Source organism: Stenotrophomonas sp. 220_Sma (assembly GCF_056487375.1).
Genome location: NZ_CM151348.1, coordinates 1,389,150 through 1,412,002 on the forward strand (window position 1 = coordinate 1,389,150; position 22,853 = coordinate 1,412,002).

General features: G+C 67.3%; 23 protein-coding genes. 17 read left to right on the forward strand and 6 right to left on the reverse strand.

Annotated elements, in window-relative coordinates; all coding sequences use genetic code 11:
• Nucleotides 1-7: 7 nt before the first annotated feature.
• Together ACZLIB_RS06595 and ACZLIB_RS06600 are read left to right on the forward strand one after the other, a co-directional pair.
• Nucleotides 8-2,314, forward strand: a complete 2,307-nt coding sequence (locus ACZLIB_RS06595) for a tetratricopeptide repeat protein (RefSeq protein WP_478469435.1) — start codon at nucleotides 8-10, stop codon at nucleotides 2,312-2,314.
• A 92-nt stretch (nucleotides 2,315-2,406) separates the two neighbouring features.
• Nucleotides 2,407-2,871 (forward strand): YqhG/Tai3 family protein, encoded by a 465-nt coding sequence (locus tag ACZLIB_RS06600; protein ID WP_121503901.1) that lies wholly within the window; start codon nucleotides 2,407-2,409, stop codon nucleotides 2,869-2,871.
• A 90-nt stretch (nucleotides 2,872-2,961) separates the two neighbouring features.
• On the opposite strand, the gene ACZLIB_RS06605 is transcribed toward ACZLIB_RS06600, so the two are convergent.
• Nucleotides 2,962-3,756, reverse strand: coding sequence for a cytochrome C assembly family protein (locus ACZLIB_RS06605; RefSeq protein WP_032127560.1), 795 nt, complete (start codon nucleotides 3,754-3,756; stop codon nucleotides 2,962-2,964).
• A 122-nt stretch (nucleotides 3,757-3,878) separates the two neighbouring features.
• Here ACZLIB_RS06605 and ffh point away from each other — a divergent pair, with 122 nt between their 5' ends.
• The 10 genes from ffh (at nucleotide 3,879) to ACZLIB_RS06655 (ending at nucleotide 10,956) form a co-directional block, all read left to right on the forward strand.
• A complete protein-coding gene (ffh, locus tag ACZLIB_RS06610; RefSeq protein ID WP_478469436.1) occupies nucleotides 3,879-5,255 on the forward strand; it encodes a signal recognition particle protein in 1,377 nt (458 codons plus the stop codon).
• Nucleotides 5,256-5,402: 147 nt separating this feature from the next.
• Nucleotides 5,403-6,479 (forward strand): NAD(P)H-dependent flavin oxidoreductase, encoded by a 1,077-nt coding sequence (locus ACZLIB_RS06615; protein WP_478469438.1) that lies wholly within the window; start codon nucleotides 5,403-5,405, stop codon nucleotides 6,477-6,479.
• A complete protein-coding gene (locus tag ACZLIB_RS06620; protein WP_478469440.1) occupies nucleotides 6,476-7,258 on the forward strand; it encodes an aminotransferase class IV family protein in 783 nt (260 codons plus the stop codon). Before ACZLIB_RS06615 ends, ACZLIB_RS06620 begins: the two co-directional genes overlap by 4 nt.
• 131 nt (nucleotides 7,259-7,389) lie before the next feature.
• Nucleotides 7,390-7,650 carry a 30S ribosomal protein S16 gene (gene rpsP / locus ACZLIB_RS06625; protein ID WP_005415733.1) on the forward strand — a complete coding sequence of 87 codons (261 nt, stop codon included), beginning with the start codon at nucleotides 7,390-7,392 and terminating at the stop codon, nucleotides 7,648-7,650.
• A 44-nt stretch (nucleotides 7,651-7,694) separates the two neighbouring features.
• Entirely contained in the window at nucleotides 7,695-8,207 is a 513-nt protein-coding gene (rimM, locus tag ACZLIB_RS06630; RefSeq protein ID WP_010483256.1) for a ribosome maturation factor RimM, read from the forward strand.
• An 8-nt stretch (nucleotides 8,208-8,215) separates the two neighbouring features.
• A complete protein-coding gene (trmD, locus tag ACZLIB_RS06635; protein WP_125894523.1) occupies nucleotides 8,216-8,974 on the forward strand; it encodes a tRNA (guanosine(37)-N1)-methyltransferase TrmD in 759 nt (252 codons plus the stop codon).
• A 154-nt stretch (nucleotides 8,975-9,128) separates the two neighbouring features.
• Nucleotides 9,129-9,530, forward strand: a complete 402-nt coding sequence (gene rplS / locus ACZLIB_RS06640; RefSeq protein ID WP_005408597.1) for a 50S ribosomal protein L19 — start codon at nucleotides 9,129-9,131, stop codon at nucleotides 9,528-9,530.
• 82 nt (nucleotides 9,531-9,612) lie between these two features.
• Nucleotides 9,613-9,993 carry a DUF6404 family protein gene (locus ACZLIB_RS06645; RefSeq protein WP_032127554.1) on the forward strand — a complete coding sequence of 127 codons (381 nt, stop codon included), beginning with the start codon at nucleotides 9,613-9,615 and terminating at the stop codon, nucleotides 9,991-9,993.
• A gap of 79 nt (nucleotides 9,994-10,072) precedes the next feature.
• Complete coding sequence (locus ACZLIB_RS06650) at nucleotides 10,073-10,507, forward strand: DUF1801 domain-containing protein (RefSeq protein WP_478469442.1); 435 nt, start codon at nucleotides 10,073-10,075, stop codon at nucleotides 10,505-10,507.
• A 38-nt stretch (nucleotides 10,508-10,545) separates the two neighbouring features.
• Entirely contained in the window at nucleotides 10,546-10,956 is a 411-nt protein-coding gene (locus tag ACZLIB_RS06655) for a DUF1801 domain-containing protein (RefSeq protein ID WP_154352128.1), read from the forward strand.
• Between the two features lie 177 nt (nucleotides 10,957-11,133).
• Here ACZLIB_RS06655 and ACZLIB_RS06660 read toward each other — a convergent pair whose 3' ends face one another.
• Nucleotides 11,134-12,594 (reverse strand): MATE family efflux transporter, encoded by a 1,461-nt coding sequence (locus tag ACZLIB_RS06660; RefSeq protein ID WP_478469444.1) that lies wholly within the window; start codon nucleotides 12,592-12,594, stop codon nucleotides 11,134-11,136.
• Between the two features lie 62 nt (nucleotides 12,595-12,656).
• Here ACZLIB_RS06660 and ACZLIB_RS06665 point away from each other — a divergent pair, with 62 nt between their 5' ends.
• The 3 genes from ACZLIB_RS06665 (at nucleotide 12,657) to ACZLIB_RS06675 (ending at nucleotide 14,614) form a co-directional block, all read left to right on the forward strand.
• On the forward strand, nucleotides 12,657-12,896 hold the full coding sequence (locus ACZLIB_RS06665) for a hypothetical protein (protein WP_032127550.1): 240 nt from the start codon (nucleotides 12,657-12,659) through the stop codon (nucleotides 12,894-12,896).
• Between the two features lie 9 nt (nucleotides 12,897-12,905).
• Nucleotides 12,906-13,313 carry an RNA-binding S4 domain-containing protein gene (locus ACZLIB_RS06670; protein ID WP_121503894.1) on the forward strand — a complete coding sequence of 136 codons (408 nt, stop codon included), beginning with the start codon at nucleotides 12,906-12,908 and terminating at the stop codon, nucleotides 13,311-13,313.
• A 113-nt stretch (nucleotides 13,314-13,426) separates the two neighbouring features.
• Complete coding sequence (locus tag ACZLIB_RS06675) at nucleotides 13,427-14,614, forward strand: glycoside hydrolase family 5 protein (RefSeq protein WP_032127549.1); 1,188 nt, start codon at nucleotides 13,427-13,429, stop codon at nucleotides 14,612-14,614.
• A gap of 72 nt (nucleotides 14,615-14,686) precedes the next feature.
• On the opposite strand, the gene ACZLIB_RS06680 is transcribed toward ACZLIB_RS06675, so the two are convergent.
• From ACZLIB_RS06680 to mutS, 3 genes are all read right to left on the reverse strand, one after another.
• On the reverse strand, nucleotides 14,687-15,295 hold the full coding sequence (locus ACZLIB_RS06680) for a DUF937 domain-containing protein (protein ID WP_478469445.1): 609 nt from the start codon (nucleotides 15,293-15,295) through the stop codon (nucleotides 14,687-14,689).
• Between the two features lie 108 nt (nucleotides 15,296-15,403).
• On the reverse strand, nucleotides 15,404-17,047 hold the full coding sequence (locus tag ACZLIB_RS06685) for a catalase (protein ID WP_049399631.1): 1,644 nt from the start codon (nucleotides 17,045-17,047) through the stop codon (nucleotides 15,404-15,406).
• A gap of 195 nt (nucleotides 17,048-17,242) precedes the next feature.
• Entirely contained in the window at nucleotides 17,243-19,798 is a 2,556-nt protein-coding gene (gene mutS / locus ACZLIB_RS06690) for a DNA mismatch repair protein MutS (protein ID WP_049399630.1), read from the reverse strand.
• A 340-nt stretch (nucleotides 19,799-20,138) separates the two neighbouring features.
• Here mutS and ACZLIB_RS06695 point away from each other — a divergent pair, with 340 nt between their 5' ends.
• Nucleotides 20,139-21,416 carry an O-antigen ligase family protein gene (locus ACZLIB_RS06695; RefSeq protein WP_032127545.1) on the forward strand — a complete coding sequence of 426 codons (1,278 nt, stop codon included), beginning with the start codon at nucleotides 20,139-20,141 and terminating at the stop codon, nucleotides 21,414-21,416.
• Nucleotides 21,416-22,408 carry a glycosyltransferase gene (locus tag ACZLIB_RS06700; RefSeq protein ID WP_049424491.1) on the forward strand — a complete coding sequence of 331 codons (993 nt, stop codon included), beginning with the start codon at nucleotides 21,416-21,418 and terminating at the stop codon, nucleotides 22,406-22,408. The genes ACZLIB_RS06695 and ACZLIB_RS06700 overlap by 1 nt, the downstream gene beginning before the upstream one ends.
• A 28-nt stretch (nucleotides 22,409-22,436) precedes the next feature.
• Here ACZLIB_RS06700 and ACZLIB_RS06705 read toward each other — a convergent pair whose 3' ends face one another.
• The gene (locus ACZLIB_RS06705; protein ID WP_049462356.1) at nucleotides 22,437-22,829 is read right to left on the reverse strand and encodes a barstar family protein; all 393 of its coding nucleotides are present in this window, start codon (nucleotides 22,827-22,829) and stop codon (nucleotides 22,437-22,439) included.
• Nucleotides 22,830-22,853: the final 24 nt, after the last annotated feature.

The following is a 22,853-nucleotide window of genomic DNA, read 5'->3' on the forward strand; positions in this document are numbered from 1 at the left end:
TTACCCCATGGACATCTGGAACTGGGTCGAAAAACTGCAGGGTGACCTGCGCCAGGCCGGCCAGGCGCAGAATGCGCACCTGCTGAATCGCCTCGCCGACGAGGTGAGCGAACTGCGTGTCGACCGCGTTGACGCGCTGCTGCCCGAAGCGCGAGCGCTGGGCAAGGCGCTGGACAACCCGTGGGTCGACGTCTACGTCGGCCACTGGGCGCTGCGCAACCGCGTCGGCAACCGCGTCGAAGGCGAGAGCGCGCTGGGCGAAGCCGTGGCGCTGTTCGAGCGTGCGCATCGCGAGGACACCCTGGAATGCCCGCAGTCGATCTGCGTGACCCAGGATCTTGCCGCCTGCTACGGCAACATCGATGGCCCCGGCTGGGTGCCGGAGCGCATCGAGGTGTGCGACGAGACGCTGGGCCGCATTGACCCGAGCTGGGCCTGCTTCCAGTGCCTGAGCTGCGAGAAGGCCGATGCACTGCTTGATGATGGCCGCGGCCAGGAGGCACTGGATTACCTGCAGGTGCAGTCCGATGCGATCGAGGCCTGCGGCAAGGAAGTGTTCGACAGCTTCCCGGAGATGCAGATCAAGATCCTGCTGGGCATGGGCCGCGCCGAAGAAGCGCTGCTGCTGATCGAGAAGCGCGAGGCCGAAGTGGCGGCGTCCGGCGAGTACGAGCCGGCCAACTGCACGGTGCCGCGCCGCCTGTCCAAGGCGTGGGCGCTGGCGCAGCTGGACCGCGACGAAGAGGCCCTGCAGCAGCTGGTGCCGTGGAGCGAGCTGACGCCTACCTACTGGCGGCTGTGGGCGAACACCGCCGCAGCGCTGTGCCGGCGTGATCCCGCACGCAATACCTGGGACCTGGGTACGCGCTTCAACACCATCATCGAACACTTTGCCGAGGTTGGCTCGCACCGCCTGCTGATCGAAGTCGCTGCGCTGAGCCTGGAGCTGGCCCTGCAGCGTGGCGCACGCTGGGTGGCGCTGCGCCAGCTGGAACTGGCGCGTACCCATCTGGCACAGCTGCGCCAGGACCGGGGTGCGGCTGCGCTGGTGGCCGGCCTGGCGGCACGCATCGATGCATTGCCGGATGTGGCGCCGCTGCCGGTGCCAGCCGCTGAACTACTGGTTTGGCTGAACGAACAGGGAGAGCAGAATCAGTCGCGCGATCCCGAACGTGAGGCGCAGTGGCTGCTGCAGGCACAGGCGCAGCTGCCAGATGACGAGGCGCTGGCCGAGATGGCTGCCTCCGCGCTGAGCGCCTGTGGGGCGCAGACGGAAGCGCGCGCATTGCTGTGGCGCTTCGTGCGCGCACACACGCAGGATGATGGCCCGGCCGCCTACACGCTGATGCGCTGGCTGACCGAGCAGGGCGACGACGAAGGCCTGCGCCAGCTGGCTGATGCCTATCGCGGCAGCGTGCCGGTGTTCGCGCACTGGTGCGAGGTGCAGCGCGCCCGTCGCGTGTCCGACTGGCCGGCACTGGAGCAGGCCGCGCAGGCGCTGCTGGCGGCCTCGCCGGGCTCGCATGGCGCACGCGGTACGCTGGCGCGGATGTACATGGAAACCGGTCGCTTCAGCGAGGCGCAGGCCTGCTATGCGCAGCTGGTGGAGCTGCTGGAAGAACCCAACGCCGCACACTGGGACCACATGAGCGCGGCCAGCGCGGCACGCGACTGGGATGCGGTGCGCCGCTCGGCGGCGGCGATCGGCATGGAGCTGTCCAGCCAGGACGGCGTGGTCGAGGAGCCGTGGGGCTGGGTGATCATCCGCAGCGAAGAGAACGGCGAGCCGATGGAGTACTACGCGCGCCGCAGTGGCCCGGTCACCGCACGTATCGTCGAGAACGCACCGGCCAACCGTGCCCAGCAGGTAGGCGACTGGGTGGTGTTCGATGCTGCGCTGGTGCACCCGGCGCCGGAGGAGGAGGAAGCGCGCGAGCATTTCATCCCGACCTATGCGCAGGTGCATGTGCTGGAGCGCGGCGGCTTCGCCCGCAGCTGGCTGATCGACGGCGCGCACCCGGGCGAAGATGCGTGGGATGCCTTTGTCGCAGCGGCCGAGGCGCAGGGCTGGCAGGTGTGGTCGCACAGCCGCCCGGACTACACCGTGACCGATCCGGACGAGGAGGAGGGCACGCTGCCGGGCCTGCTGTTCACCGTCGCCCAGCCGCAGGACCATGCACCGCTGGCGCTGCACCGCTTCCTGCAGCAGGAAACCGCGAAGTGGCAGCATCCGCATTGCTGGCTGCGGCTGGCCGAAGCCTGCGACCAGGATCGCCAGCCGCACCTGGACGTGATCGAGCGTTACGGCTTGTAAGCCGGGTATCGGGTAGTGCCGGCCGCTGGCCGGCAGCGCCGGGATATCCTGTGTTGCCGGCCAGCGGCCGGCACTACCTCAAGGAGAAATACATGCGGAAGACAGGGATGTTCATGATCGCCGGGCTGCTGCTGGCTCCCGCCGTGCAGGCCGCACCGGCCTGCCAGGAACCAGTGGCTGTCGCCCGTGCCTTCTACGAAGCAACCACCGGCAATGGCGATCTGCTGGAATCGCCGCCGGCGCTGGTCAGCCCGGCCTTCGGCAAGGCCCTGCGTGGCGAGCGCGCCTGCCAGACGCGCGAGGAAGGCATCTGCACCATCGATTCGGACCCGTGGCTGGATGCGCAGGATGGCGACATCGAGAGTCCGGTGCGCTACATCTGGAAAGAGGTCTCGGCGACGTCCGGCCAGGTCGAGATGCGCTATTCGGTATGGAAGAAGGCCTACGTGACCCGGTTGCCGATGGTGCGCCAGGGGCAGGGCTGCTGGCAGGTGGATGACATCCTCACCAACAGCGGTCGCTCGGTACGGAAGATCCTGGCCCAGCCGCTGCCTTGACCGTCTGCGGCATCCACGCAGGGTGCGGTCCTGTTGCCGGCCAGCGGCCGGCACTACCCGGGTGGGTGCCGACCGTTGGCCGGCACACCGCTATCGCGAATGCCCGAACACCAGTTCGATCACGAACTGGCTGCCGAAGAAGGCCAGCAGCAGCAACAGCATTGCCGCCAGCGTCCAGTGCACCGCCTTCATGCCGCGCCAGCCGTAGCGGCGACGGCCGATCAGCAGCACGCCGAACACGATCCACGACAGCACGCTCAGCACGGTCTTGTGCACCAGCTTCTGCGCCAGCAGGTCGTCGACGAACAGCACGCCGGTGACCAGGGTCAAGGTCAGCAGCGCGAAGCCGACGGTGATCACCCGGAACAGCAGCGATTCCAGATCGGCCAGCGGCGGCAGGGCGCGCAGCCACGGCCGGAACTCGCGGCGGCGCAGGGCGCGTTCCTGCAGCCACAGCATGATCGCCAGCAGCGCGGCGATGCTCAGCGTGGCGTAGGCCAGCAGCGCCAGCCAGGCGTGGCTGGCCAGGCGCCAGCCCAGCACCTTGCTCGGTTCGTGGCCGTAGCCGTGGTAGGCCAGCAGCAGTACCGCGGCCAGCGGGAACACCACCACGCCCAGCGCCGACATGCGCCCGCGCGCGCCGACCAGCGAGGTCAGCCAGGCCATGCCCAGGCCGACCAGCGACAGCGCGGCGAAGAAGTGCATGTCCGGCCCGCCGTTGGTGCGCATGGCCACCATCACGTGGTAGCCGCCGTGCAGCAGCATCGCCGGCAGGGCGGGCCACAGCCAGGCGGGGGAGCCGGTGCTTTCATCGCGGCCAAGCGCACGCACCAGCAGGGCGCTGGCGGCCAGGTAGAGCAGGGCGGCGATGAGAACGATTAACATCGTTGCAGTTTCGCATACCCCTGCGGTGGTGGCGACGGCCCTGTGGTCGCAGTCCGGGGAGGGGGGCGGACCCGTTATACTGTCTGCCTTATTGTCCCCCGCTTTCAGACAGGTTGCGCCGCATGTTCGAGTCACTGACCCAGCGCCTTTCCGGCACCATCGAGCGCCTGCGTGGCCGCGGCCGCCTGACCGAGGAGAACATCCGCGAGGCCACCCGTGAGGTCCGCATCGCGCTGCTCGAAGCCGACGTTGCGCTGCCGGTGGTGCAGGCCCTGATCGAGGGCATCAAGGTGCGCGCGGTCGGCCAGGAAGTGCTGAAGTCGCTGACCCCGGGCCAGGCCCTGATCAAGGTCGTGCGCGACGAGCTGACCGCGGTGATGGGCGCCGAAGCCAGCGACCTGAACCTCAATGTGCCCGCTCCGGCCATCATCCTGATGGCGGGCCTGCAGGGCGCCGGCAAGACCACCACGGTGGGCAAGCTGGCCAAGCACCTGAAGGAAAAGCGCAAGAAGAAGGTGATGGTGGTCTCGGCCGACGTCTACCGTCCGGCCGCGATCGAGCAGCTGAAGACCCTGGCCGAGCAGGTCGGCGTGCTGTTCTTCCCGTCCAGCGCCGACCAGAAGCCGGAAGCCATCGTCCGCGCCGCCATCGACGATGCGCGCAAGTCGTTCGTCGACGTGCTGCTGGTCGATACCGCCGGCCGCCTGGCCATCGACGAAGCAATGATGGCCGAGATCAAGGCCCTGCACGCGGCGGTGAACCCGGCCGAAACCCTGTTCGTGGTCGACGCCATGACCGGCCAGGACGCGGCCAACACCGCCAAGGCCTTCGGCGACGCCCTGCCGCTGACCGGCGTGGTGCTGACCAAGACCGACGGTGACGCCCGTGGCGGTGCCGCGCTGAGCGTGCGCTACATCACCGGCAAGCCGATCAAGTTTGTCGGTGTCAGCGAGAAGCCGGAAGGCCTGGACGTATTCCACCCGGATCGTATCGCCAGCCGCATCCTCGACATGGGCGACGTGCTGTCGCTGGTCGAGCAGGTCGAGCAGCAGGTCGACAAGGACAAGGCCGCCAAGCTGGCCGAGAAGGTCGCCAAGGGCAAGAAGTTCGACCTGAACGACATGCGTGACCAGCTGGAGCAGATGCAGAACATGGGCGGCATCGGCGGCCTGATGGACAAGCTGCCGGGCCTGGGCAACATCCCCGACCATCTGAAGCAGCAGGTCAGCCAGGGCAAGGAGGTGCCGCGCATGATCGCCATCATCAGCTCGATGACCAAGAAGGAACGGCGCAACCCGAACCTGCTCAACGGCTCGCGCCGCGCGCGCATCGCCAAGGGCTCGGGCGTGACCCCGGCCGACGTCAACAAGCTGATGAAGCAGTACATGCAGATGGAAAAGATGATGAGCAAGATGGCCGGCGGCGGCATGAAGGGCATGTTGCGCAGCATGAAGGGCATGATGGGCGCCATGGGCGGCCGCGGCATGCCGTTCCGTTGATGCATTGAACACCGGCTTTTTTTTGTAGAGTCGAGCCATGCTCGACTGCTTTTCTGCCGGTGCCCCGGTCGAGGTAGAGTCGAGCAAGCTCGACGCCACCCCCATCCTGCGCGCACCATGGGGGCCTGTCCGAAACGATGGGCCGTCATGCAGAGTTCCGCTGTATCTTCCCGCGTCGAGGCGTTCTGCCGACGCTTCGGCGTTTCCGTTCCGATCCTGCTGGCCCCGATGGCCGGCGCCTGCCCGGTGCCGTTGTCGGCTGCGCTGGCCAATGCCGGCAGCATGGGGGCGATGGGCGCAGTGCTGTCGTCATCGGCCGATATCGGCCACTGGATGGATGACTTCCGCGCTGCCTCGACGGGCCCCGCACAGGTGAACCTGTGGGTGCCGGATCCTGTACCGGCCCGTGATGTGGCCGCCGAGGCCGCCAGCCGCGCCTTCCTCGCGCAGTGGGGTCCGGACGTGCCGGCCAGCGCCGCCGATGCCACGCCCGCCGACTTCGAAGAACAGTTCGCCGCACTGCTGGCCGCGCGCCCGACGGTGGCCTCGACCATCATGGGCGTGCTGCTGCCGCGCCACGTACAGCAGTTGAAGGATGCCGGCATTGCCTGGATCGCCTGTGCGACCACCTTGTCCGAAGCGCGTGCGGCACAGGACGCCGGTGCCGACGCGGTGGTGGCACAGGGCGTGGAAGCCGGTGGCCATCGCGGTGCGTTCGATCCGGCGATGGCCGAGCGCCAGCTGGTCGGCCTGTTTGCGTTGTTGCCACGCCTGGCCGACCACCTGCAGATTCCGGTGATTGCTGCCGGTGGCATCGCCGACGGTCGCGGCATTGCCGCCGCGCTCACCCTGGGGGCCAGCGCCGTGCAGATCGGCACTGCCTTCCTGCGCACGCCCGAAGCGGCGATTGCTTCGGCGTGGGCCGATGGATTGGCGGCCAGCGAACCCGAAGATACCTGGCCGACCCGTGCCTTCAGCGGCCGCCTGGGGCGTGGCCTGGCGACCCCCTATGTGCGCGCCGCCGCTGCAGAAGGCGCACCGGCGCCACGCCCGTACCCGGTGCAGCGTGGCCTGACCGCGCCGATGCGCAAGCAGGCCGTGCAGGAAAACCGCCTGGCCGCGATGCAGGCCTGGGCCGGGCAGTCGGCGTGGATGGCCCCGGCACAGCCGGCCGCCGAGGTGTTGCGCGGGATGTGGGAACAGGTGCAGGCGCTGCTGCGATGACCGTGACCTGCAACGGCCAACCGGCGCAGGTGGAGGATCTGCTGCCTGCGCTGGTCAACTATGGCCACTTCACCTCGCTGCAGGTGCGAGGCCACGCCGTGCAGGGACTGGACCTGCATCTGGCGCGGCTGTCGCAGGCCACGCGCGAACTGTTCGGCAGCGAGCTGGATGCCGCGCAGGTGCAGGCGTGGATGGCGCACGCCCTGCAGCAGGCCGGCCTGGCCGATGCCTCGCTGCGGGTGACGGTGTACTCGCGCCGCTTCGATTTCCGCAATCCGCTGGCAGCCGTACCGGTGGACGTGCTGGTGGCGGTGTCCGCGCCGGTGGCGCTGAGCGCACCGAAGCGGGTGCGCAGCGTGATGTGGCAGCGCGAGCTGCCGCAGATCAAGCACGTCGGCACCTTCGGCCTGTTTGCCGAGCGCCGTGCGGCGATGGCGGAAGGGTTCGACGATGTGCTGTTCGTGACCGCCGATGGCGAGATGAGTGAAGGCAGCACCTGGAACCTGGCCGTGCACGATGGTGAGCGCCTGCTCTGGCCACAGGCGCCGGCCCTGCGCGGTACCGCCGAGGCGCTGCTGAAGCAGCATTGGCCGGGGCCTCTGCAGACGCGGCCGCTGGCACTGGCTGAACTGGACAGTGTGAAGGCCGCTTTTGCCTGCAATGCCAGTGGCTTGTGGGCGTTGGAAGCCATCGACGGGCATGTCCTGCCGGGTTCGCAGGCACTGGCTGAACAGGGCAGGGCAGTGCTGGCGGCGGTGGCTTGGGACAGATTGGGGTGAAAACCCCCGCCGGGCATGGCCCGGCGCTGCCGTGAAGGCGGATTCACCCCGGGGTTGGCTCGGCCGGGCTCTGCCGCTATAATCGCCCGCTTACCTCGCCATCCTGGCGACTGGGCAATAGGAAAAACACCATGGTCAAGATTCGACTGACCCGCGGCGGCGCCAAGAAGCGTCCGTTCTACCACATCATCGTCACCGACGTGCGCAGCGCGCGCGACGGCCGCAACATCGAGCGCGTTGGCTTCTACAACCCGGTCGCCCAGGGCGCCGAGAAGCGCATCGAGCTGGACCTGGCCCGCGTTGACCATTGGGTCAAGAACGGCGCCCAGCCGACCGACAAGGTCCGCAACCTGATCAAGGAAGCGACCAAGTCCCAGGCCGCTGCGGCCTGATCCTGACGGGCCACGCTTCGGCGTGGCCCTCTTGGTTGAAGCAGATGAAAGATATCGAGCGCCGCATCCTGCTGGGCAGGGTTGTCGGCGCTTTTGGTGTGCGCGGCGAGATCAAGCTCGAGTCCTGGACCGAGCCACGTTCCGCCATTTTCCGTTACCAGCCGTGGATCGTGCGCAGCCCGTCCGGCGTGGAAACCACGATTGAAGGTGTACGCGGCCGCGACAGCGGCAAGCACCTGGTCGCCCGTTTCCCCGGCGTCGAGGACCGCGATACTGTTGAAGCGATGCACGGCACCGAGATCTACGTGGCCCGCAGTGCGTTGCCGCCGCCGAAGCCCGATGAGTATTACTGGGTGGACCTGGAAGGCCTGGACGTGAAGACCACCGAGGGCGTTGCCCTGGGCCAGGTCTCGCACCTGTTCAGCACCGGCGCCAACGACGTGGTGGTGGTCCGTGGTGACCGCGAACGGATGATTCCGTTCGTGCAGCCGGACTTCGTCAAGTCGGTCGACTTCGAGGCCAACCTGGTCGTGGTCGACTGGGATCCCGAGTTCTGACTGTGAGCATGCGTTTCGACGTCATCACCCTGTTCCCCGAGTTCCTCGCCCAGTCCGCTGGACTGGGCGTGGTCGGGCGCGCGCAGGAGAAGGGCCTGTTCAGCCTGCATGGCTGGAATCCCCGTGATTACGCCGAAGGCAACTACCGCCGGGTGGACGACCGTCCGTTCGGTGGTGGCCCCGGCATGGTGATGCTGATCGAGCCACTGCAGGCCTGCCTGCAGGCGATCCGTGATGCTGATCCGACCCCGGCGCGGGTGATCTACCTCAGCCCGCAGGGAGCGCCGTTGACCCAGGCCAAGGTGCGGGAACTGGCGGCGCTGCCGCGCATGGTCCTGCTCTGTGGCCGCTACGAAGGCATCGACGAGCGTTTCCTGGAGGCCAATGTCGACGAGGAGATTTCCCTCGGCGACTACGTGCTGTCCGGTGGCGAGCTGGGCGCGGCGGTGATCATCGACGCCGTGGCCCGCCTGCAGGACGGTGCCCTGAACGACGCGGAATCGGCGGCGCAGGACAGCTTCGAGGGCGACCTCGGCCTGCTCGACTGCCCGCATTACAGCCAGCCGGCCCAGCACCCGCTGGGTGACGTGCCGGACGTGCTGCGCTCGGGCAACCACGCGGCCATCGCGGCCTGGCGCCGCCAGCAGTCGCTGGTCCGTACCGCCCAGCGGCGCCCGGACCTGCTGGATGAACAGGCGCTGGGCAAGTCCGACCGCAAGCTGCTGGAGCAGGGCCGTCAGGCCCAGAAACACAAGGCCAGCCCCTAGCGCAGGGCTGGCGTTATCGGCTATCATGGCCAATTCCCGTCGGCCCCGGCCGGCGCGCGCAGTACCCAAAACAAACGTGCAGCACAGTCCGGTGACTGCATGAGCCTACGTTGTCGATACGACACGCCCACCCGAACAAGAATCGGTGTAACCCATGAGCAAGCTGAACAAGTCCATCGTCGCGGAATTCGAATCCGCCCAGATCACCCGTGAACTGCCGAAGTTCAGCCAGGGCGACACCGTTGTCGTCAACGTGAAGGTGAAGGAAGGCAGCCGCGAGCGCGTGCAGGCCTACGAAGGCGTTGTCATCGCCACCAAGAACGCCGGCCTGAACTCCTCGTTCACCGTCCGCAAGATCTCGCACGGCTACGGCGTCGAGCGCGTTTTCCAGACCCACAGCGCCATCATCGACTCGGTCGAAGTGAAGCGTCGTGGTAAGGTCCGCGCCGGCAAGCTGTACTACCTGCGTGGCCTGGAAGGCAAGGCTGCCCGCATCAAGGAAGACCTGGCTGCCGCTGCTGCCGCCAAGGCTGCCCGTCTGGCCGAAAAGGCCTGATAAACAACTTCGGTTGTTGCCGCGACGGCCACCTTCGGGTGGCCGTTTGCGTTTCCGGCATCGCTTCGGCCACGATCAGGGGATGAACGACATCAACCCGCGCTATCCCGCCGTGATCCAGTCGGCGCTGCGCTTCCTCGACGGCAAGGGGCTGGCGCGCGTGCAGTCGGCACCGCTGCTGCATCGCCTTCTGTGGCGCATGGGCATCGCACTGCCACCGCCGATCCTGGCCGGCTTCGGCACCAATGCGCTGGTGCAGGGTCTGCTGTTCGGGCTGTTCTGGACCGCGCTGATGTGGCTGATGCTGTGGCAGGGCAGTGAACGCCCGCTGGCCCTGCTGCTGGCGGCCGGCCTGGTGGCCGGTGCGCTGTTCGGCGTGGTGATGGCGGCCTTGATGCGCTCGCTGCGCCGCCACCGCAAGCTGCCGGACTGGCAGCAGTTCCGGGCGCGGCAAGCGGACTGAGCCGATGGCGCACTGCGCCGTGACCGTTGGGGACAGGCCGCGCTAGGCTGCGGTTTCATCCCGATGGACGTGCTGTGCGATGCCTGCCAAGCGAACCGCACCTTCCACCGCGCCCGCGCTGTTGTCAGGCGGCAACCCGCAGATCGCCAAGGGCGAAGGCGATGCGCCGGTGCAGGCCTATATCGCGGCGATGCCGGACTGGAAGCGGCCGATCGGAGCACAGCTGGACGCGCTGATCGAACAGGCTGTACCCGGTGTGCACAAGGCAGTGAAGTGGAATTCGCCGATGTATGCGGTTGCGCCCGGCGAAGGCTGGTTCCTCAGCTTCCACTGCTTCACCCGCTACATCAAGGTGGCGTTCTTCCGCGGCGCTGCGCTGAAGCCGGTGCCGCCGGGGCCGTCGAAGAGTGCCGATACGCGCTACCTGCACATCCAGCAGGAGGGTGCGTTGGATGAGGCGCAGTTCCTCGATTGGGTGCGCCAGGCCGCGGCATTGCCCGGCGAGCGCATGTAAGTGCATCGTTCCGATCTCCCTGCCGACGAGAACCGCTGATGGCCACGCATGCACCGAACCCTGCCGATGCCGGAACCCCGGCCGCTGAACTGATCGATGCACGCATCGCCGAGCTGGGCGACTGGCGTGGCGAGGCGCTGGCACGCGTGCGTGCCTTGATCCATGAGGCGCTGCCGGACGTGCAGGAAACCTGGAAGTGGCGCGGCACGCCGGTGTGGGAGCGCGACGGCATCCTGTGCACCGGCGAGACCTACAAGCAGGCGGTGAAGCTGACCTTTGCCAACGGTGCGGCGTTGGCCGATCCGAAGGGCCTGTTCAACGCCAGCCTGGACGGCAACACGCGACGTGCGATCGACATCCATGAAGGCGCGATGCCGGATGCCGCGGCGTTGAAGGCACTGCTGCGCGCGGCGGCCACGTTCAACGCTGCCAAAAAGAAGAAGCGGTAGAGCCGGCCGCTGGCCGGCTGTTGCACGATGCTTCCGGAGGGGCTTGAGGTTGCCGGCCAGCGGCCGGCACTACCGTGGTAATGACCGGCGACGAAGAAGAAGCGGTAGAGCCGGCCGCTGGCCGGCTGTTGCGCGATGCTTCCGGAGGGCTTTGAGGTTGCCGGCCAGCGGCCGGCACTACCGCAGTGGCGCGGCATCCGGGTCGGCCACTGGCGACGGCGGGCAGGCCGGAATCTCCGACGGCGTGGCCAGTTCCTCGGCGTGCGAGGGCTTGCCCATCATCTTCGCCTTGCGCCAGCCGCCCCAGCGGTAATAGGCCAGCGACAGCAGCATCGACACCAGCGAGCTGACCGGGAAGCTCCACCAGATCGCGTCGGCGCCCCAGTACGGCTGCAGCAGTTCGGCGAATGGCACGCGCACGCCCCACAGTGAGCCGGCCAGGATCAGCAATGGCGGAATCACCGCGCCGGTCGAGCGCACCACGCCGGAGATCACGAAGCTGACGCCGAAGAACAGGAACGAGCCGATCACCACGTGGTTGAGGTGGCGGGCGATGTCCAGCGCCTGGCTGGCCGGCGGCAGGAACAGCGCCAGCAGCTGGCGGTCGAACAGCACCAGCGGCAGGATCAGCGCGCCGGTCAGCAGGAAGTTGAACAGCACGCCCTGGCGCGCAGTGCCACGCACGCGATCCCAGCGCTGCGCACCGACGTTCTGCGCGGCCATCGACGAGCACGCCGCACCGATCGCCATCGCCGGCATCTGCAGGTAGTTCCACAGCTGCAGGGCAGCGCCGTAACCGGCGCCGGTGTCGGTGCCGTACTGGTTGACCATGGTCATCAGCAGGATCACCGACAGCGAGATCAGCACCATCTGCAGGCCCATCGGCACACCCTTGATCACCAGCGCCTTGAGGATGGTCAGGTCGAACTTGAACAGGCGCATGTCGGCGCGGCCCAGCCACAGGGTGTGGCGCTTGTGCCGCATGTACAGCAGCAGGCCGGCCAGCGACAGCGTCTGCGCGACCAGCGTGGCCCAGGCCGAACCGGCAATGCCCAGCGCCGGGAACGGCCCCATGCCGAAGATCAGCACCGGGTTCAGCACGATGTCCAGCGCCACCGACACCATCAGGAAACGGAACGGCGTGCGTGAATCACCGGCACCGCGCAGCGCGGCGGTGAGGAAGGCGAACGCGTACAGCGTCGGCATCGCCAGGAAGATGATCTGCAGGTAGGCCTCGGCCAGCGGCAGCGAGGCGGCCGGCGTGCCCATCGCCGCCAGCAGCGGATGGGCCATGAACCAGCCGGCGATGGCGATGATCACCGACAGGCCAATGAAGAAGGTAGCGCTGGTGCCAACCACGCGCCGCGCCTGCGCGATGTCGCGCGCGCCGATCGCCTGGCCGATCAGGATGGTCGAGGCCATGCCGAAGCCGAACACCGAGCCGATCAGGAAGAACATGATGTTGTTGGCGTTCGCGGTGGCGGTCAATGCCGCCTCGCCGAGGAAGCGCCCCACCCAGACCGCATTCACCGAACCGTTCAGCGACTGCGCGATGTTGCCCGCCAGGATCGGCAGGGAGAACAGCAGAAGGTTGCGGCCGATCGGGCCGGAGGTCAGGTCAAGCGGCGCTTTGGCCATGGAGTGGTGATCGATTCCCGGGAGGCGCACACTAGCACCAAGCCGGTTTGCAGGATGTGGCAATGCATCAACGACTGCAGGTGAAATGGAGCCTGGCGATGGCCTTGATCGGCACCGCACTGGCCGCATGTTCGACAGGTGACCGGCTGGGCGATACCCAGGTGCGGCCGACCGACCGACCCGAGTGCCTGGTCGGCAGCCAGCGCCAGGACCTGTCCGCTGGTGTACCCACGTTGATTGGGGGCAGCGGCTGCCGCACCGACCCCGACCATCCGCGTCCTCTGAACAAGCCACCGGAGTAGTCCGCACCGATGCCTGAGCTTTCCCCGTTGTCGCCCAGTGTCCGCCTGGACATCTGGTTGTGGGCGGCCCGTTTCTTCAAGACCCGCAGCCTGGCCAAGCAGGCCATCGAGACCGGCAAGGTCAGCGTGGCCGGGCAGCGCCCGAAGTCCTCGCGCGCGGTGCGCGTGGGTGAGCAGCTGCAGGTCGACCGCGGCGAGGAGCATTTCGAGATCCGGGTGCTGGGCCTGAGCGACCAGCGCGGGCCGGCGCCAACGGCACAGCAGCTGTATGCCGAGAGCGAGGCTTCGAAGGCGCGCCGTGCCGAACAGCGTGCACTGCGCATTGCCGCACGCGATGGTTTCCAGCCGCCGGAACACAAGCCGGACAAGCGCGCGCGGCGTTTGATCCGGGCCTTGGGTGACATCGACGCGCTCTAGCGAAATCCTGATTCCAACGGATTGTTCCTATCGCGGTGCGAAACAAAGCGCCGGTCACGGTGCGTTCGGATTGCGCTGGGCAGGCTGGTTTTTCACCTATCGAAGGCCTGCCCATGCGTCGTCTGCTGTTATGCCTGTCCCTGCTTGCTGCTGCGCCACTGCACGCTGCCGACATCACCTTCTGGGACGTTCCGCAACGCGGTGGCAACAGCATGAACATGTCGCCTCCGGACCGGAAATACTTCGAGGCGCTGCGTGCGACCGGTGCGACCTGGGTGCGGCTGGTGCCGGACAAGTGGAAGGGGCAGGGCGGTCGTGACTTCCTGATCGGCAACGCCGATGACTATCGCGGACTGGTTCCGGCCGACCTGGCCACGCTGCGGCGGGTGCTGGATGACGCCGATGCGGCCGGGCTGAAAGTGGTGCTGACGCCGCTGTCGCTGCCGTTGCTGCGCTGGAAGCAGCACAACGGCGATGTGGTCGACCAGCGCCTGTGGCAGTCCTTCGACAACCATGTGCCGGCCCGTCGCTTCTGGCATGACCTGGCCACGGCGCTGAAGGGTCATCCTGCCTTGGCCGCCTACAACCTCATCAATGAGCCGGTGCCCGAGTACGGTGCAGGCCTGGCCGAGCATGCGTCCACTGAGGCGATGCAGCGGTGGTATGCCGGTGTGCAGGACGGCCCACGCGATCTGCGCCGCTTCTACTCGGAGCTGATCGCCAGCATCCGCGAGGTCGACACCGCGATGCCGCTGATGCTGGATGCGGGCTGGTATGCCGCCGCCGACGGTTTCAACTACTGGCCGGCACCGCTGGCGGATTCGAAGCTGCTGTACAGCGTGCACATGTACGAGCCGTATGCAGCAACCAGTGCACCGAACCAGACGCGTGCCAAACCCTGGCGCTATCCGGCGCAGGTGCCGTTCGGTGCAGGCAGCGAGCATTGGGATGCGGCGCGTGTACGCCGTTACCTGCAGCAGCCGATGACGTGGGCCGCCTCGCATGGCGTCGGTGCCAACCGCATGGTGGTGGCCGAATTCGGCTGCATGCGGCGGTGGCCGGACTGCAGCCGCTACCTGCAGGATGTGCTGCAGGTGCTGGAGCAGGACAAGGTGCACTGGGCCTTCTACGCCTTCCGCGAGGATGGCTGGGACGGCATGGACTACGAACTGGGCGACAAGCCGCTGCCGTGGTCGTACTGGCAGGCGCAGGAAAAGGGCGGCCATGTCGAGCCGCCGCGCTCGATGCAGGCGCCCTTGTTCGCACCGATCCTGCAGCGTTTGAAGGCGGGCAACCGGTAAGCCGCCGGGCCTGGCCCGGCGCTACCCATGGCGATGCCGGTAGCGCCGGCCCATGTCCGGCCAGGCTTTCCCTCAGCGCTTGCCGCCGAGCAGATTGCCGCCCAGCTTGAGCAGATCGCCCACGCCCAGCTGACCATCACCATCCTGGTCCAGCAGGCTGCCGAGCAGGCCACCGGCAAGACCGCCCTGTTGTTGCACCTGCTGCTTTTCCTGGCCGAGGGCCTGGCTGAGCGAGCCGGCATCGGCCTGGCCGCCACCCAGGCGCTGGGCGAGGAAGGCCATCACGATCGGCGCGAGGATCTGCAGCAGCTGGCTGGTGCGGCCGCTGTCGAGTTGGGTGGCCTGGGCCAGGCCGGTCTCCACCTTCTGCTGGCTGCCGCCGAAGATGTGGCCGAGGATGCCGGCGCCATCGCTGGCAGCGCCACCGCTGGCGCCACCGCCGCCCAGCACCGAGCCGAGCACGCTGCCCAGGTCCAGGCCGCTGTGGTTGTTCTGCAAGGCGCCGAGCAGGGCCTGCGCGCCCTGCGGCTGCGAGGCGTTGTTGCCCAGCGCGCCCATCAGCACTGGCAGCGCGGCACTGATCGCGCCGGAAGCCTGGGTATCGCTGATGCCGAGCTGCTGCGACACCTGCTGCAGCGGGGCGCCCTGCAATTTGGCGAGAAGTTCATCGGTCAGGCTCATCTGCGGAATCCTTGATTGGGGTTGGGCGTGCAGAAGGTACGACGCGGACCGTTAAAACGGCGACGCCGCCTCACGGGGAGGCGGCGTGCCGTTCACGGGGGAGGGCGATCAGAGCTCGATGTCTTCGGCGCCCGGGGTGGCGGTGGGGAAGTCCGCTTCCGGCTGCGCCGGCTTGAACGGATCCGACGGCTGGCTGGCCAGCGCCTTCAGCGCCGCGGCAACACCGGCACCGTAGGCCGGGTCGGCCTTGCTGCAGTTGTCGATGTGGCGCTGCTTGATGAAGTCCGGCGCATCGCCCAGGGCACGGGCGGTGTTGGCGAACAGGCGGTCCTTCTGTGCCTGGTTGTAGCTGCGGAACAGCGCACCGGGCTGGCTGAAATAGTCGGCGTCGTCCTCGCGGAAATTCCAGAAGTCGGCGTCGCCCCGGATCTTCATCGGCGGCTCGCGGTACTGCGGCTGCTCCTGCCACTGGCCGTAGCTGTTCGGCTCGTAGTGCGGCAGGCCGCCGTAGTTGCCGTCCACGCGCATCGCACCATCGCGGTGGTTGCTGTGCACCGGGCAGCGCGCGGCGTTCACCGGAATCTGGTGGTGGTTCACGCCCAGGCGGTAGCGCTGCGCATCGGAATAGGCGAACAGGCGTGCCTGCAGCATCTTGTCTGGCGACGGGCCGATGCCCGGCACCAGGTTGCTCGGCGCGAACGCCGACTGCTCCACGTCCTGGTACCAGTTGACCGGGTTGCGGTTCAGTTCGAACTGGCCCACTTCGATCAGCGGGTAGTCGCTCTTCGGCCACACCTTGGTCAGGTCGAACGGATGCACGCGGTAGGTTTCCGCGTCCAGCTCCGGCATGACCTGGATGAACAGCTTCCACTTCGGGAAGTCGCCCTTCTCGATCGCGGCGAACAGGTCGCGGCCGTGGCTTTCGCGGTCATGGCCGACCAGGATCTGCGCCTGCGCGTCGGTCAGCGATTCGATGCCCTGCTGGCTGACGAAGTGGAACTTGACCCAGAAGCGTTCGCTGTCGGCATTGGTGAAGCTGTAGGTATGCGAGCCGAAGCCGTGCATGTGGCGGAAGCTGCGCGGAATGCCGCGGTCGCTCATCACCACGGTCACCTGCAGCAGGGCTTCGGGCAGCAGCGTCCAGAAATCCCAGTTGTTGCGCGCGCTGCGCAGGTTGGTGTGCGGGTCGCGCTTCACGGCCTTGTTGAGGTCGGCGAACTTGCGCGGGTCGCGCAGGAAGAACACCGGGGTGTTGTTGCCGACCAGGTCCCAGTTGCCTTCTTCGGTGTAGAACTTCAGCGCGAAGCCGCGGATGTCACGTTCGGCGTCGGCGGCGCCACGCTCGCCGGCCACCGTGGTGAAGCGGGCGAACATCTCGGTCTGCTTGCCGACCTTCTCGAACAGCTTGGCGCGGGTGTACTTGCTGATGTCGTGGGTGACGGTGAAGGTGCCGAACGCGCCCGAGCCCTTGGCATGCATGCGGCGCTCGGGAATGATCTCGCGGTTGAGGTTGGCCAGCTTTTCCAGCAGCCACACGTCTTCCATCAGCAGCGGGCCACGCGGGCCGGCGGTCTTGCTGTTCTGGTTGTCCACCACCGGTGCGCCGAAGGCCGTGGTCATCGGCGTGACCGGATCATCGCCGTGCTTCTGCTTGGGCGTGGTGCTCAGCTCGCGCTGCTGCTCGGCGCCCTGCTCCGGCGACGGGGCGGTGTGATACGGGCACTTGGCGTTGTTGTTGTCGGACTGGCTCATCGGCTGGCTCCTGGTGGCGGTGAAGACGTGGGAGAAACATCTTCACTCGACTTTAGCTATGGCCAGATGAAATGAATAATCGAATGATCCATTCAGGTTGATAGATTCTGTCAATTGAAACGCAGAATCGGATTTGCACGGTCTTTCAACAGGCCTCCCGCAAGGCGAGCGGGAGGCCATGGGCGTGCGCCGCGGCTACAGCAGTGCCTTCAACCGGTACAGGGCTTCCAGCGCCTGCTTCGGCGTCAGTTCGTCCGGGTCGATCGCCGCCAGCGCGTCCTGCGCCTTGCTCGACGGTGCCGCGAACAGGCCGAACTGCTGCGGTGCATCCAACGCCTGCGGCGCCAACTCGGCGGCATGGCTTTCACCACCGCGCTGTTCCAACTCGGCCAGGCGACGCCGTGCCTGTGCCACGGTGGCGCGCGGCAGGCCGGCCAGTGCCGCCACCTGCAGGCCGAAGCTGCGGTTCGCCGGGCCATCCTTTACCGCGTGCATGAACACCAGCGCCTCACCGTGCTCGACGGCATCCAGGTGCACGTTGGCGATGCCGCTGCGGCCACCCTCGTGCTGCTCGTCGGCCAGCGCGGTCAGCTCGAAGTAGTGGGTGGCGAACAGCGTGTAGCAGCGGTTCTGGTAGGCCAGGTGACGGGCCACCGCGTCGGCCAGCGCCAGGCCATCGTAGGTGGACGTGCCACGGCCGATCTCGTCCATCAGCACCAGCGAATGGGCGGTGGCGTGATGCAGGATGTAGCTGGTCTCGGCCATCTCGACCATGAAGGTCGACTGCCCGCGGGCAAGGTCGTCACCGGCGCCGATGCGGGTCAGGATGCGGTCGATCGGGCCGATCAGCGCACGGCTGGCCGGCACGAAGCTGCCGATGTGGGCCAGCAGTACGATCAGCGCGTTCTGCCGCATGTAGGTCGATTTACCGCCCATGTTCGGGCCGGTGATGACCAGCATGCGACGGTCCGGATGCAGATCCAGATCATTGGGTTCGAACGGCTGCTCGCGCACCGCCTCGACCACCGGGTGGCGGCCACGCTCGATCTTCAGGCACGGCTCGGCCTGCAGCTCCGGGCGCGCCCAGTCCAGCGCCTGCGCGCGTTCGGCGAAGGCCGCCAGTACGTCCAGTTCGCTCAGCGCGGCGGCGCATTGCTTCAGCGGTTCCAGTTGGCCGCCGAGGGTGTCCAGCAGCTGCTCGTACAGGTACTTCTCGCGCGACAGCGAGCGGTCACGCGCGGACAGCACCTTGTCTTCGAACGCCTTCAGTTCTTCGGTGATGTAGCGCTCGGCATTGGTCAGCGTCTGGCGGCGGGTGTAGTGCACCGGCGCGCGGTCGGACTGGCCCTTGCTGATCTCGATGTAGTAGCCGTGCACGCGGTTGTAGCCCACCTTCAGGGTGGGAATGCCGCTGCTTTCGCGCTCGCGCTGTTCCAGGTCGACCAGGAACTGGTCGGCGTGAGTGGACAGGCGGCGCAGTTCGTCCAGCTCTTCATCGAAGCCATCGGCCAGCACGCCGCCGTCGCTCAGTTTCAGCGGCGGCATTTCGGCGATGGCGCTGGCCAGCAGCTGCGCGCACTCGTCGTGTTCGCCCAGCGCGGCGTGCAGCGTCTGCAGGCGTGGTGAATCCAGCGGCGCCAGCACCTCGCGCACCGCCGGCAGCAGGCCCAGGCCGTCGCGCAGGGTGGAGAAATCGCGCGGCCGCGCCGAACGCAGCGCGACGCGGGTGAGAATGCGTTCCAGGTCGCCGAGGCGGCGGAACTGTTCGCGGATGTCGGCGTCGCTGCCGCGATCGATCAGGGTTTCCACCGCATGGTGGCGCTGTACCAGCACCTCGCGCAGGCGCAGCGGGCGGTGCAGCCAGCGCCGCAGCAGGCGCCCCCCCATCGGCGTAACCGTGCTGTCGAGCACACCCAGCAGCGTATTGCGGGTGTCGCCATCAACACGCGTATCCAGTTCCAGATGGCGGCGGGTAGCGGCGTTCATCGCGATCGCCTCGCCGGCGGTTTCCATCGCGATCGAGGTCAGGTGCGGCAGGCGCTGCTTCTGGGTTTCCTCGACATAGCCAAGCAGGGCACCGGCCGCAGCGGTGGCGCGCGGCTTGTCGTCGATGCCGAAGCCGCTCAGGTCATGCAGCTTGAAGAAATTCAGCAGCTGGCGGCGGCCGCTGTCGGCATCGAACAGCCACGGCGCGCGGCGACGCACGCCGGTGCGCTGGCGCAGGAACTCCGGCCAGTTCTCTTCATCGGGCACCAGCAGCTCGGCCGGTTCCAGCCGTGCCAGTTCGGCTTCCAGCGCGTCGTCGGTTTCCACCTCGTTGACCAGGAAGCGGCCGCCGGCCAGGTCGGCCCAGGCCAGGCCGTAGCCCTGCTTGCTGCGCGACAGGGCCATCAGCAGGGTGTCGCGGCGTTCATCCAGCAGCGCCTCGTCGGTGACCGTGCCGGGGGTGACGATGCGCACCACCTTGCGCTCGACCAGGCCCTTGGCCAGCGCCGGGTCGCCGATCTGCTCGCAGATCGCCACCGACTCGCCCAGCGCCACCAGCCGTGCCAGGTAGCCTTCATAGGCATGTACCGGCACGCCGGCCATCGGGATCGGTGCGCCGCCGGAGCTGCCGCGCTGGGTCAGGGTGATGTCGAGCAGGCGCGCCGCCTTGCGGGCGTCGTCATAGAACAGTTCGTAGAAGTCACCCATGCGGAAGAACAGCAGCAGGTCCGGGTAATCGGACTTGGCCGCGAAGAACTGCTTCATCAGCGGGGTGTGTTCCTTGGACGCCTTGGCGTTGCTGGTGTTGTCTTTCGTATCAGTCACTTGGGGCGTTTCGCGTCTTGGCAGGGCGTCGGGGCGTGGCCACGCGCAGGCATGGCCGGAGAGGCCATTAGTGTAGCGACCTGGGGCGGTCGATGATCCGCGGCACCCGCGCTGGGCCCGGGGGCTGTCCGTGTGCCAACGCCTGCGCCCCTGCGCCGGCACTTTGGTTGATTTCCCCAGGGGCCCACGGTAGTGTCAGCCCCGGCGATTTCCGCCAAGCGGCCTCCATGGAAACCGGGGCGACTTATCCCCCGGGCGGGCGTTGATGGAAAGAACAAGCATGACTGCAGCCTGCATGGCCGCCGAACCTCGTTACACCTGGCGTACCGTCCTGCTGAGCATCCTGGTCGCCATCGTTCCGCTTGCCGGCTCCGCACCCTACACCTTGCTGAAGGCGGTGCTGCTGCTGGCCCTGCTGGTCACCGGCGTGGTCCTGATCCGCCGCCAGCCCGATGTCCGCCTGCGCTACCGCATCGCCCGGTTCATCGTGATCGTCTGCTTCCTGCGCCTGGCCTATGCCTTCTACAGCATCCTCTGGCACGGGCTGCGCTGGAACGAGCTGGATCTGCCGGCGCAGACACTGCTCTACCTGGGTACCGCTGCCGTGTTCGCCACTGCGCTGGACTGGCGCCTGATCTGGAAGATCTTCGCCGTGTCCACCCTGGTCTTCGGCGGGTCGTGCATCGTGCAGCACCACGTGATGGGCCTTGAACGCGCGCACGGTTTCAGTGGCGGCGAATGGACGGCCATCGAGTTCACCATGGTGACGCTGTGCATGGCGTTGTTCTCGGTCATCCGGTTGATCCAGCCCAATGTGCATCCGGCCGAACGCTGGCTGCACGGCGTGGCCATCGCCGTTGGCGTCTACGGTTCGATCCTGGCGCAGAGCCGCGGGCCGATCCTGGCGTTCATTCCCGCCATGCTGATGGTGATTGCGGTGCACGTCCGGCGCACCCGGCGCTGGCGGGGGGCACTGGCCTTCGTCGGTGCCCTGGTCATTGGCGTGGTCGGTGCCACCTCGGTGCTGAACCATGAGGTGATCCAGCGCTTCGGTGAGGTCAGTGGCGAGATCTCCGGTTTCAACCAGGAAAACGAGGTCGGCTCGGTCCGTGAGCGCATCGCCATGTGGGGCGTGGCGGTCGACGCCTTCGCCGAGCATCCCGTGGCGGGGGTGGGCCTGAACCAGTTCGGTACCTATGCACGTGAGGGCATCGCCCGCGGCGAGGTGTCCGAGTCGATCTTCCGCTACAACCACCCGCACAACGAGTACCTGGAAGCGGCGGTGACCGGTGGCGTGCCGTTGCTGCTGATCATGCTGCTGGTCTTCATCCTGCCCGGCATTCATTTCGTGCGGCGCCTCGGCCACGCCGACGACATCACCGCGATGATCGCCACCGCCGGACTTGCCGTGGTCATCGTCTATGCGCTGTCGGCGTTCACGGACAACGTGTTCTACCGGGCGATGCCGCATTCGTTCTATTTCTACCTGGTGCTGGGCTTCATGCTGGCGACCGCCTTGCCTGCGCGCGACCTGCGCCGGCCAGGGAGTCCCTCCTGATGGCGCATATCCACCTGCTGGCCGCCGACAACCAGCGTGGCCTGTCCCATGACATCCAGGTGATCGAGCGCTCGTTGCAGCAGCTCGGGCACACGGTGACGGTCAGCCGTCTGGACGCGGTGCGCAATGGGGGGGCCTGGAAGCTCCGCGGGATGCGCCTGCGCAGGCTGCTGGCCTCGTGGCTGAGCCTGGGGCGCACGCCGGCCCGGTTCGACATCAACATCTCGCTGGAGCATGTCCGGCCGGCAAGCTTCGGACTGGCCGAGGTCAATCTGTTGATTCCGAATCCGGAATGGGTGTCCGCACGCAGCCTGCGGATCCTGCCGCGGTTCGATGCGTTGTTGACCAAGACCGAAGACGCTACGCGCATCTTCAATGCGCTGGGCATGCGCGCGCTGGAAGTCGGTTTCTGCAGCCGTGACCGCTACGACCCGGCGGTGCCGCGCAGACCGCGCAGCTTCCTGCATGCAGCTGGTACCAGTCGCATGAAGGGCACGGCAACGCTGGTCGAGGTCTGGAAGCGCCATCCGGAGTGGCCCTTGCTGACCATCCTGCGCGGCGGCCCTTCGGACGAAGATGAGGGCGGGGCCGCGAACCTGCGGATCGTCCGCGAGCGCCTGCCCGACCAGGAGGTGCAGCGCCTGCAGAACGAACATGCGTTCCACCTGTGCCTGTCGCAGACCGAAGGCTGGGGCCATTACCTGGTGGAAGCGATGAGCTGCGGGGCGGTGGTGATCACCTGCGATGGCGCGCCGATGAACCAGATGATCGACGACAGCCGCGGCATCCTGGTTGCCGCGCACGAGGGCGCGCCCTGCCATCTGTCCAGGACCTGGCATGTGGATGAGAAGGCGCTGGAACAGGCCGTCGAGCGTGCGCTGGCGATGGACGAGGCCGAGTGGACCCGGCTGGGCGCCAATGCACGCGCATGGCACCTGGCCAGCGAAGTGGCGTTCCCACGCCGGCTGGGCGAGGCCCTGGCCAAGCTTTGAGTTGATGCGGCTGGTTGCTGCAGAGTGCTCAGCCTGGCACCAGGGTGATCTGCGGATGGCTGCCGAAGATCTCCATGACGATCTCGAAGTAGGTCTGTCCCTGGCCAAGTGACAGTGCCGTCAACTGAGCGTGGATGGCCGGACCGTTGAACCTGCCGCCCTGATCGAGTTTCGACTGCAGCCAGGCGCGCGTGGTCTCGCGGCCCAGTGCCTCGCGGCTGTGGGCGATGTCGCGCCACACCACCGTGGCGGTGGCATGACCGGCGAGCGCGCCGTAGCCCCCGTGCAGCAGGTCATCAAGCGCGTCCAGGCTTGCGCCCAGCTGCCAGTCTTCGTCGGCCATGAATACACGATTGATTTCCACGTAGAGGCTGGCGATGTCGTTGATGGACGCGCCTTCGATGTGCAGGATCCGTGTCATCTGCAGACTGTAGCCCTCCGGGGC